At 71.4% G+C, this 10,441-nt stretch carries 9 protein-coding genes; 3 read left to right on the forward strand and 6 right to left on the reverse strand.

Annotation, left to right across the window (positions count from 1 at the left end; translation table 11 throughout):
- Positions 1-226 precede the first annotated feature (226 nt).
- The gene (locus tag ACWGI8_RS30805; RefSeq protein ID WP_453665871.1) at positions 227-841 is read left to right on the forward strand and encodes a YceI family protein; all 615 of its coding nucleotides are present in this window, start codon (positions 227-229) and stop codon (positions 839-841) included.
- Between the two features lie 149 nt (positions 842-990).
- Here the strand turns inward: ACWGI8_RS30805 and ACWGI8_RS30810 are convergent, their stop codons facing one another.
- Positions 991-2,550, reverse strand: a complete 1,560-nt coding sequence (locus ACWGI8_RS30810; RefSeq protein WP_453665884.1) for a carboxylesterase/lipase family protein — start codon at positions 2,548-2,550, stop codon at positions 991-993.
- Between the two features lie 221 nt (positions 2,551-2,771).
- Complete coding sequence (locus ACWGI8_RS30815) at positions 2,772-3,287, reverse strand: N-acetyltransferase family protein (RefSeq protein ID WP_453665873.1); 516 nt, start codon at positions 3,285-3,287, stop codon at positions 2,772-2,774.
- A gap of 277 nt (positions 3,288-3,564) precedes the next feature.
- Between ACWGI8_RS30815 and ACWGI8_RS30820 the strand changes: the two genes are divergently transcribed.
- Complete coding sequence (locus tag ACWGI8_RS30820) at positions 3,565-4,743, forward strand: serine hydrolase domain-containing protein (protein ID WP_453665874.1); 1,179 nt, start codon at positions 3,565-3,567, stop codon at positions 4,741-4,743.
- A gap of 112 nt (positions 4,744-4,855) precedes the next feature.
- On the opposite strand, the gene ACWGI8_RS30825 is transcribed toward ACWGI8_RS30820, so the two are convergent.
- The 3 genes from ACWGI8_RS30825 to cimA form a co-directional block, all read right to left on the reverse strand.
- Positions 4,856-5,128: a DUF1876 domain-containing protein gene (locus ACWGI8_RS30825; protein WP_453665876.1), complete on the reverse strand. Its 273-nt coding sequence runs from the start codon at positions 5,126-5,128 to the stop codon at positions 4,856-4,858.
- A complete protein-coding gene (locus ACWGI8_RS30830) occupies positions 5,128-6,462 on the reverse strand; it encodes a hypothetical protein (protein WP_453665878.1) in 1,335 nt (444 codons plus the stop codon). The genes ACWGI8_RS30825 and ACWGI8_RS30830 overlap by 1 nt, the downstream gene beginning before the upstream one ends.
- 235 nt (positions 6,463-6,697) lie before the next feature.
- On the reverse strand, positions 6,698-8,332 hold the full coding sequence (gene cimA / locus ACWGI8_RS30835; RefSeq protein ID WP_453665880.1) for a citramalate synthase: 1,635 nt from the start codon (positions 8,330-8,332) through the stop codon (positions 6,698-6,700).
- A 555-nt stretch (positions 8,333-8,887) separates the two neighbouring features.
- Between cimA and ACWGI8_RS30840 the strand changes: the two genes are divergently transcribed.
- Positions 8,888-9,601, forward strand: a complete 714-nt coding sequence (locus ACWGI8_RS30840) for a hypothetical protein (protein WP_453665882.1) — start codon at positions 8,888-8,890, stop codon at positions 9,599-9,601.
- Positions 9,602-9,729: 128 nt separating this feature from the next.
- On the opposite strand, the gene ACWGI8_RS30845 is transcribed toward ACWGI8_RS30840, so the two are convergent.
- Positions 9,730-10,266, reverse strand: a complete 537-nt coding sequence (locus ACWGI8_RS30845) for a TetR/AcrR family transcriptional regulator (RefSeq protein ID WP_453665886.1) — start codon at positions 10,264-10,266, stop codon at positions 9,730-9,732.
- Between the last annotated feature and the right edge of the window lie 175 nt (positions 10,267-10,441).

Genomic DNA, 10,441 nt, shown 5'->3' on the forward strand with positions numbered 1-10,441 from the left:
CGGGTGCCCCGGCCGAGCCGGCCCGGGGCACCCGTTCTCCTTGCCGCCGCGGTGCGTCCGCCGGAGGTGCGCCGGCGGTGTGCCGGAGGAGCGCCGGTGCCATTCGAGTGAATCCGGCGAAACTCCGAAGATGTTGAATCTTTAACGGAATAGGTCTATGGTGAGTGTCGTTGAAGTTTCAACGAATGGCGAGAAGTCTCGCCGCCCACATCCCCGAGGAGTAGCCATGGGCCTGTTCAACCGCAAGAACGACACCGCCACCGCCGTCGCGCCCGCAGTCCCCGCGGTCGACCCCGCTCTCGCCGCGCTGACCGGCGAGTACACCATCGACCCGGCCCACAGCAGCATCGGTTTCACCGTCCGTCACGCGATGGTCACCAATGTGCGCGGCACGTTCGGGGAGCACGAGGGCACGCTGAGCCTGGACGGCTCCGACCCGAGCTCCTCCGCCGCGGTCATCGACATCAAGATCGCCAGCGTCGACACCGGGATCGCCGACCGCGACGGCCACCTGCGCAGCGGCGACTTCTTCGACGCCGAGACGTACCCGCTGATGTCCTTCCGCTCGACGAAGGCCGAGCAGCTGGGCGGCGACAAGTACCGCATCACCGGCGACCTCACCATCAAGGACGTCACCCGCCCGCTCTCCATCGACCTGGAGTTCAACGGCACGGCGACCGACGTCTACGGCAACGAGCGCGTCGGCTTCGAGGGCAGCGCCCAGATCCTGCGCTCCGACTGGGGTCTGACCTGGAACGCGGCGCTGGAGACGGGCGGTGTCATGGTCAGTGACAAGGTGAAGCTGAACTTCGACATCTCCGCGATCAAGGCTGCCGCCTGACGCTCAGCGCCTCGGCGCACTGAGTGCAGGGAAGCCGGCGAACCCCCGTCCGTGAGGACGGGGGTTCGGCATGTGCTCGGCACGTGTTCGGCATGTGCTCGGCACGCGCTCGGCACGCGCTCGGCATGTCTGCGACATGGGCGACGAGGTCAGAGCCGCAGCGAAGCAGGGCGCACCGACCGCCACAGTTCGTGGACCTCGGCGGCACTCTCTTCACGGTCCTGAGGGACGCTCCAGACATGCACCGCCCCGGAAGGCTCGGTGAGCGGGGCCCAGCCCGGCTCACCGGTGGCCGCGAATCCGGCCCAGGCGCGGACCATGCGCCGGGAGAGCTCCCGGTCCTCCTCGTCGACGGGTCCGGTGAGGAAGTCGGCCCCCGCCGCGTCCAGGGTGCCGAAGGCGAAGGGAACATCCGCGGCATGCCACGCCCGCACCGGGCGGCCGTCGGCTCGTGTGCGGCGCCGGTCGAACCTGGACAGGTACGTGCGTCCGCCCTCGCGAGCCCGGGCATGGGAATCGGCGTGGGAATCGGCGTCGGCTTGTGCGTGGGCGTGGGCGTGGGCTTCGGCGAGGCGGACGCTGTGCGTGGTGAAGACCGCGTCACCGGCGATGGCGAGACAGACGTCCAGGACCGGCGCGTGCGGCATCAGCGCGCGGTAGCCGGCGACGAGCTCCGCCGGAAGCCCGAAGTCACGGGCGAAGCGCGCCAGACCGTCCTCGGTGGTGACCGGCGGCATGCTGCCCACCTCGTGCATCAGCCAGTACTCCTCCGTGGTGTGGCACACCAGGAGGTCCACCGCCCGCCCCGCTCCCCCCGCCACGGCCCCGACCGGGTCGGCCGGCAGCACGTCCCCGTCGAGGACGGGCCCGTAGATGACCGTGTCGTAGTGCAGCGGCCCTGATTCCGGGTCCGTGGCGTACTCCGCGACCACCCGGTCCGACGCGTCGACCAGGGCCTGCGGGGTGGCGGACAGCAGGCCCTCCGCGGTGGGGGCGACGCCTGCGGCCCCGGCCACCTTGTGAGCCAGCCCCGCGGCGAGATCCGGCGGGAAGTAGGCGTCGGGGACGCTGTGCGCGATGGCCCGCCGGAACAGTCCACGAGCCCGCTCGCTCGCCATCAGACAGGCGATCGAACCCGCCCCGGCGGACTGCCCGGCCACGGTGACGTTGTCCGGGTCGCCGCCGAAGCCCGCAACGTTGTCCCGGACCCAGCGCAGCGCGGCGATCTGGTCGAGGAGGCCGCGGTTGTCCGGGAACCCGGGAACATGGCCGAAACCCTCGAAGCCGAGCCGGTAGTTGCAGGTCACCACCACCAGGCCGGCACGCGCCAGCGCGGATCCGTCGTAGTCGGGCTGGGCCGACGACCCGAAGGTGTAGGCGCCGCCGTGAATCCAGAACAGCACCGGCAGCGGAGCGCAGGCATCCACCGGGGACCAGATGTTGACGCTGAGAACGTCCTCCTGGCCCGGAGACCAGACGGGGGCACCGGGCAGCTCCGCGGACTGCGGCGCGACCGGCCCGAAGCGTGTGCAGTCCCGCACACCGTCCCAGGCAGCCGCAGGGCGGGGCGCCCGAAACCGGCCGGCGACACCGAACGGCGGCGCCGCGTAAGGGATCCCGAGCGTGACGCGGAGCTCATCGACGATCGCGCCCCGTACGCGGCCGCTCTCCGTCGCGACGGTCCCGACGCTCGCCGTCTCGGCGGTCACGGCGGTCACGGCGTCGGCGGTGAGGGTCCCGACGGTCCCGACGGATCCATCGATCTCGTCGATCTCGTCGATCTCGTCGGGCCTGTCGGCCCCATCGGTCCCGCCGGTCGCTGAGGCACCCACAGTCAGACCTCCCTGTTCGCCGCCGACCTCTCCGGCGGGCAGTACAGGCTCCCACGGGGCCACGGCCCGGTGATCTTGAGGATCCTCGGGCGGTCCGGCTACAGCGGAATGTTAATGTCCAGAACCGGTCCGCCGACGCGGGTGGGCGGCGCGTCGAGGCTCTCCAGGACGTGCAGCATCGGTGTGTTGCTCGCGACGACCGCCGCGGTCAGGGTGTGGTGTCCGTCCCGGCGGGCCACATCGGCGGCGTGCGCGGCGAGTCCCGTACCCAGCCCCTTGAACTGCCACGCGTCCTCGATCAGCACGGCGAGTTCGCCGACCCCTTGCTGATCCGTGCGCATGACGTTGGTCATGGCGATGATGCGGTCCGTGTGCTGGGCAGTGGTGGTGACCAGGGTGGTGCCGCGCTCCGGGTCGGACAGCACCCGCCATCCGGCCCGGGACAGCTCGGGCTTGCCCGTGTGATAGCGCAGGGCCCGGCTGGACGACGAGCAACGGCGGTGCAACTCCTGGATCGGTCCCAGGTCGGCGGGGGTCACCTCCCGGGTCCGAGTGGTCGTACCGTCGATCAGCGTGATCGGGTGTCCGGTGCCTCCAGCGCCGGCGTCCGGCATGCCTCGGCCTCCTCACAGTGCGGGCAAACGGTTTGGTGCGCCGCAAGACCCTGTCCGGGCGTTGCCCCCCTGTGGCACACGAGAAGTCTTTTGCCACGCACCGGTCGGCTCAAGAACGGTTTACGCCAAATCGATTACGCTTCGCGCATTCAGCGTCACCGAAAGTTGCCACCTGCACGTGGTGTCGTCGCATCCGTACCTCGCCGCGCGGAATACCCCCCGATTCACCGCAGTTGGCCCCTGATGACCGCACGAAGACGATCACCAGGGGGCACACATGTCAGCACAGGAAGCACAGGCACAGGTGCAGGTGCAGGTGCAGGTGCAGGGCACCACGGCACCGGGCTTCGAGTCCGTACGGGAGGAGTTCGCCGCCTTCGTCGCCGAGGAAGCGCACTCCCCCGAGGCGCAGCTCGTCGCATACGCGGACGGGCAGTTGGCCGTGGACCTGTGGGCCGGGGAGGGGACCACCGGTGACACGCTCAGCGGGGTCTACTCCATCACCAAGGGCGCCGCGCATCTGGTCGTGGCGCTGCTCGTACAGGACGGCGTGCTGGATCTCGACCGGGAAGTGGCCTCGTACTGGCCGGAGTTCGCTGCCCCGGGGAAGGACCGGCTGACCCTGCGCGAGCTGCTCGCGCACAAGGCCGGGCTGATCGGCACCGACGAGGGGTTCACCATCGAGGAGCTGGCCGACGACCGGCTCGTCGCCGGGCGGCTGGCGGGTCAGCGGCCGTACTGGGAGCCCGGATCGGCGTACGGCTACCACGCGTTCGTGATCGGCGCGCTGACCGGCGAGGTGGTGCGGCGGGCGACCGGGCGGTCGATCCAGGAACTGTACGAGGAGCGGATCCGCGCCCCGTACGGCCTGGACTTCCACCTCGGCCTGCCCGAGGAGCTCGAAGCCCGGTACGCCCCGATCCTCCCGATGGCGCCGACGCCCGAGCAGGCCGCGGAAAGGGCGGCGAACCCGCTGGACCCGAGCAGCCTGCTGGCCATCGCCTTCAACTGGCACACCCAGCAGCCGATGGACCTGGTGGAGTTCGCCAACCACCCGCGTGTGAAGGCCCTGGGCTCCGCCTCGGCGGGCGGTGTCGGGAGCGCGCGTGGCGTCGCCCGGATGTACGCGGCGGTCATCAGCGAGCTGGACGGCCGGGCGCCGCTGCTGAAGCCGGACACGGCGGCCGAGTTCGCCCGGCTCCACGCCGCCGGCACCGACCTCGTCACCGGCGGGGAGGACCACTTCGGCATCGGCTTCGAGCTCCAGGCCGTCGGTCCGGCCGCCATCGGCCACAGCGGCGCGGCCGGCGCCCAGGCCTGGGCCGATCCCTCGACCGGCGTCGCCTATGCCTACACCCGCCGCCGCTTCGCCTACCCGGGCGGCGCGGCGCCGGAGAACGAGCGTCTGGCGGCAGCCGTGGTCCGGGCGGCGAAGGCGGTGAGCAGGACCGCCTGACGGCCACCCGCCGACCGCCGCGCAGGACGCGGCGACGCGTCGCCGCAAGGGTGGGCGATGGGTCGCCGCACGGGTGGACCTCAGTGCGACGACGCGTCGCCGGGCCGCTCGGCTACGCCTCCCGGAGCCGTGCCACCCGCTCGCCCGTAATCGTCTCGATCTCCGCCGCCGCCTCGTGGAGGAGTTCGTGGGTCACGCCGCTCAGCGCCCGCGCCACGGCCAGTTCGTCGCCGATGTGGGGGACGTCCGGGTCGGTACGGTTGCGGTGGGCCGTGCCCTCGCCGACGAAGAGTTCGGCGTTCTGGCCGCGGAGCCGGGCCTCGGCCTGGGTGGTCCGGTCGCTCTCGGTGATGACGATCTCGACGTTCCACTTCTTGGTGCGCATCAGAAACCACCGCCTGCGTCGAAGCCGCCTCCGCCGCCCCAGTCGCCGCCGCCGAAGCCACCGCCACCGAAGTCGGAGGAGCTGAAGTCGGCGCCGGAGAAATCGCCGCCGCTGAAGTCGCCGCCGCCGTACTCAGCTGCGTACGCCGGGGTCGAGAGGGCGCTGCCGAGCAGCGTGCCCACCAGCAGGCCGGGCAGCAGACCACCGCCGAAGTACCCGCCTGCCCAGGGACCGTAGGCGGGGCCGGCCTCCCAGTAGGGGCGGGGGCCGGATTCGGTCTCGACGTTGCGGGCGAGCGGGTCCTTGCCTTCCTGGAGGCGGGTGGCGTCGGCGGCGCAGACCGGGACCTCGCGGGGGGTGCCGCCGGACGGGGTCCAGGTCATGTCGGTCGTGGAGGGGCCGTGGCGCGGGTCGAAGAAGCAGGGCGGGCGGCGCTCCGGGAGCGGGGCGCGCTCGCGGCGCGCGGCGAGGAACGCGAGGGAGAAGCGGCCCTCCTCCAGGGCTTCGGTGACCGGGCGGACGTCGTGCGGGCGCTCGGCCGAGGCCATGGCGCTCTTGGCGTCGTCGTACGAGTCCAGGGCTCGTTCGTAGTCGGCGCGCATCGCGTCGTCGGCGCCCGGCTCGGACGGGTGGAAGTCGAGCCGGTCGAGCTCCTCGCCGTACGCGGTGATGTCCTCGTCCACGACGACCCGGAGCTTCTCCAGGGCGGCCCGCTCCTCCTCGGCACGCAGCCGGCGCCTGCGGCGGACCACGGCGTACGCGCCCGCGCCGCCCGCGACGAGGACGGTACCGACCGCGATCAGCGAGCCGATGGAGGCGCCCTCGTTCGCGGCGCCGGTGCTCCAGGAGGCCGGGGCGGTGCCGCGGACGGTCGGCAAGGCCTGGTCGACGAAGTTGTTGAGCTGGGTGGCGGCGTCGACGCCGGGGGTCTTCACCCCGGCCACGATGTTCTGCACGGCGTTGGCGGGCATGACCGCCCGGTCCGCGCCCGCGTTGAAGCCGTCACCGAGGCGGATTCCGTACAGCCCGGTGATCCCGGTCGCGGTCCGCAGATCGCGCAGGACGCTGTCCGCGGGGAACTGCGACCCTGCGGGCAGTACCGCGACGAATACGGGCTTGTCCGCGTCCTCGATCTTCTGCGCGAGGGCCTTCTCGTCGGCCTCGGAGAGCTGGGACCGGGCGCCCGGGCCGACGTAGACCGGCCCCTGTTTCAGGGCTTGGGCCGCGTCGGAGATGCCCGTGGCCTTGGCGCCCACGCCAGGAGCCAGGGCCAGCAGCAGGAAGAGTGCCAGCCCGGCGAGGGCAGACAGAAGGAAAAGCGGCCTGATCCTCATAGCATTGAAGCTACCCGAACAGCCTGAAATGGGACATAGTTCCTGGTCGGGAACCCAGCCCGAGCATGCCGCTGCGGTGCTGACCTCCGGACGACCGGTTCATCCGCAGCGCCACCCGCTCGTCCGCCGCCCTCCGGCGCGGGCGAGGAGGGCGCCTGGCAGGACCGTGCTGGAGCCGCCGACCGGAAGTGGCGGCTCCAGAGCCGAGACGCCCGGGGGTGCGGGCCGGCGGGGCCTACTCCGCCGGCTCGACCCCCGCCCGCAGCAGTCCGTAGGTGTACGCGTCCTCCAGCGCCTGCCACGACGCCGCGATCACGTTGTCCGCGACGCCGACCGTCGACCAGTCGCCGCTGCCGTCGCTCGTCGTGATCAGCACGCGGGTGGTGGACTCGGTGCCGTGGCGGCCTTCGAGGATACGCACCTTGTAGTCGACCAGCTCCAGCTTCGCGAGCTGCGGATAGATCCGCTCCAGGCCCACCCGCATCGCCAGGTCGAGGGCGTGGACGGGGCCGTTGCCCTCGGCGGTCGCTACGATGCGCTCGCCCTTGGCCCACAGCTTCACCGTGGCCTCGTTGGCGTGGGTCCCGTCGGGGCGGTCCTCGACGATCGCGCGCCACGACTCGGTACGGAAGTACGAACGCGGCCGGCCCACTTCCTCCCCGCGCAGCTCCTGCCGCAGCAGCAGCTCGAACGAGGCGTCGGCGGCCTCGTACGTGTAGCCCTTGAGCTCGCGCTCCTTGACCCGCTCGACGACACGGCCGACGAGCTCACGGTCGCCGCCCAGGTCGACACCGAGCTCCTTGCCCTTGAGCTCGATGGAGGCGCGGCCCGCCATGTCGGAGACGAGCATCCTCATGGTGTTGCCGACCTGCTCGGGGTCGATGTGCTGGTACAGGTCCGGGTCGACCTTGATCGCGGAGGCGTGCAGTCCGGCCTTGTGGGCGAAGGCGGAGACACCCACGTACGGCTGGTGGGTGGAGGGCGTGAGGTTGACGACCTCGGCGATGGCGTGCGAGATCCGGGTCATCTCCTGGAGGGCGCCCGCGGGCAGCACCGTCTTGCCGTACTTCAGCTCCAGCGCGGCGACGACCGGGAAGAGGTTGGCGTTGCCGACGCGCTCGCCGTAGCCGTTGGCGGTGCACTGGACGTGCGTGGCGCCCGCGTCGACGGCGGCGAGGGTGTTGGCGACGGCGCAGCCCGTGTCGTCCTGGGCGTGGATGCCGAGGCGGGCGCCGGTGTCGGCGAGCACGGTGGCGACGACAGCCTGGACCTGGGCCGGCAGCATGCCGCCGTTGGTGTCGCAGAGGATGACGACATCGGCGCCGGCCTCGGAGGCGGACCGGACGACGGCCTTCGCGTACTCCGGGTTGGCCCGGTATCCGTCGAAGAAGTGCTCGCAGTCGACGAAGACCCTGCGGCCCTGGGAGCGGAGGTAGGAGACGGTGTCACGGACCATCTCCAGGTTCTCGTCCAGCGTGGTGCGCAGGGCGAGCTCGACATGGCGGTCGTGGGACTTGGCGACCAGCGTGATGACCGGAGCGCCGGAGTCGAGCAGCGCCCTGACCTGCGGGTCCTCGGCGGCCTTGGCGCCGGCCCTGCGGGTGGCGCCGAACGCGACGAGCTTGGCGTTCTTGAGCTCGATCTCCTCACGGGCCCGGGCGAAGAACTCGGTGTCCCGGGGGTTGGCCCCGGGCCAGCCGCCCTCGATGAAGCCCACACCGAACTCGTCCAGGTGCCGCGCGATGGTCAGCTTGTCCGCGACGGTGAGGTTGATGCCTTCGCGCTGGGCGCCGTCGCGCAGCGTGGTGTCGAAGACGTGGAAGCCGTCGTCGGTGCCGTACCTGTCGGTGTCCGTGGCCTCGGTGGTCATGGCTGTGGTGACTCCTGTCGGATGAGTGGCTCCGGAATGTCTGGATCCACCTGCCCCCATCTTCGCGCGCGTCGCGTCCGGCCGGGGTGGGGCCGTAAAACGAAAAAACCCCTCGCGGGTGCGAGAGGTCTGCGCGCGGGTCTGGGGCACGGTGCCGCTGTCGTGGGGTTTGCTGTCCACGGGTCAGCGGTCACTGCGGACCGGCGCGCTGCTGCCGATAATCATGGCGAATGCGAGCACAGAGGCAGTGTGCCACATGCGTACGCATGCATGGACATTGGTCTCACTATGCGGGCGCGCTGTGCCGGGCTGCCGGAGCCGGTCGGCCGCGGACCGCCTCTGTCTGCGATCGGCCACTGTCCCCGATCGGCCTCTGTACCCGATCGGCGGGCGGAGAGCACCGGTGACCGGTGGTAGGGGAAGTGTGTGAGTTCACAGCCACCTTCAGGACCGCCGTCCGGCCCCCTGTCGTCACCCGGGTCCGGCCCGGGCCCCGAACGCCCTCAGCCGTTCACCGGCCGAGGCCCGTCCCGCAAGGGCCCCAGCCGGAATCAAGTGCTGATCATCAGCGGGGCGGCATTGGCGCTGGCACTCGCGGTCGTGCTGATCGTCGTGCTGAACGGCGGCGGCGAGGGCGGCGGCGGTTCCGCCTCAGCCTCGCCCACCGATTCGACGGCCGCGAAGGCTGCGGCCCACGACGTCACGACGCAGGTGGCGCTGGCCCCCGCGGACTGGGCACCCGGCTTCGTGCAGAACGATCCCTACGAAACCGACCCCACGCCCGAAGCCCTGGTGCTGCCGACCTGTGAGTACACCACCCGCCCCAATCGCGTCGGCACGCTGGCCGCCCTGACGCGCAGCGTCTTCCAGACGTCGTCCGCCATCATCGGAACGTCCGAGGTAAGGGTGTACACCGACGAGGCCACGGCGAAGAAGTACCTGGCCGATGCGCGGGACGAAATCCACCGCTGTCCGAACCAGCACCAGGGCAAGCAGCGCTGGGACAGTGTGCGCGAGGCGGGCCCTCCGAAGGTGGCCGGCTTCGACGAGCAGGTGGCCGAGGAGGGACGACAGATCGTCGCGGACGACGGAACGAAGGTGAACAATCTCTACGTCATCCAAACCGGACGGGAGGGCGACACCGTACTGAGCGCGTCCGTGATCGGAGACGTGAAACAAGAGGCGCAGGTCCGCAAGTACGCGACGGACGCCCTCAAGAAGATGCAGGAGCGCCTCAAGACGCAGTCGGGAGCGATCGCCACCCGCTGACCGCTGAGCGCGGGCGCACAGCAGTCAGCGGCTGCGGGTGCCGTGCCCTCGTCAGGCGGACGCGGCCGGGACCTTCACCGGCCCGGACTCCCTGCGGGCGTACGTGCGTGCGTTGCGCTCGGGCGCCGCTACAGGAGCGCGTCCTCGATGAACTCCCGTACGTGGTCCAGGACCTGGGCGCGGCTCGTGCCCGGTATGCCGACCGCCACATGGACGCTGAAGCCGTCCAGGAGCGCACGCAGCCGGGCCGCGAAACGATCCGGGTCGACGGCGCGGAACTCGCCGCGCGAGATGCCCGCGGCGAGCAGCGCGACCAGGTCACGGTGCCAGGCCCCCTCGATCGCGGCCTGCCGGGCGCGGGCGTCGTCGTCCGCGTTCTGCGAGCGGTTCCAGACCTCCAGCCAGAGCGTCCAGTGCGGGTCGCGGGGGCCGTCGGGCACGTACAGATCGACGTACGCGTCGAGACATTCGCGGGCCGGCGCCTGGCGGGACAGCAGCGCGCTGCGCTCGCTGCCGAGGCGGCCCTCGCTCCACTCCAGGGTCTGCAGCAGCAGCTCGTCCTTGGTGCGGAAGTAGTAGAGCAGATGGCCGCTGCTCATCCCGACCTCACGACCCAGGCCGGCCATGGTGAGCCCGTCGAGCCCCCGCTCGGCGATGGTGGCCATGGCGGCGGCGAGGAGCTCCTCACGGGGTGGGGCGGTGTTGCGGCGGCGGGGGGTGGATGCGGTCACCCGTACGTTGTACCCGATCCGCGCGTCGCCCTGCGGGCGGGCCGCGAGGAGCCCGGGACCGTCCGGTTGGCCCGGGTGTCCGTCCTCGAACGCCGGACGGCTCCGGAGG

The sequence above is a fragment of the Streptomyces sp. NPDC054841 genome (genome assembly GCF_053611045.1).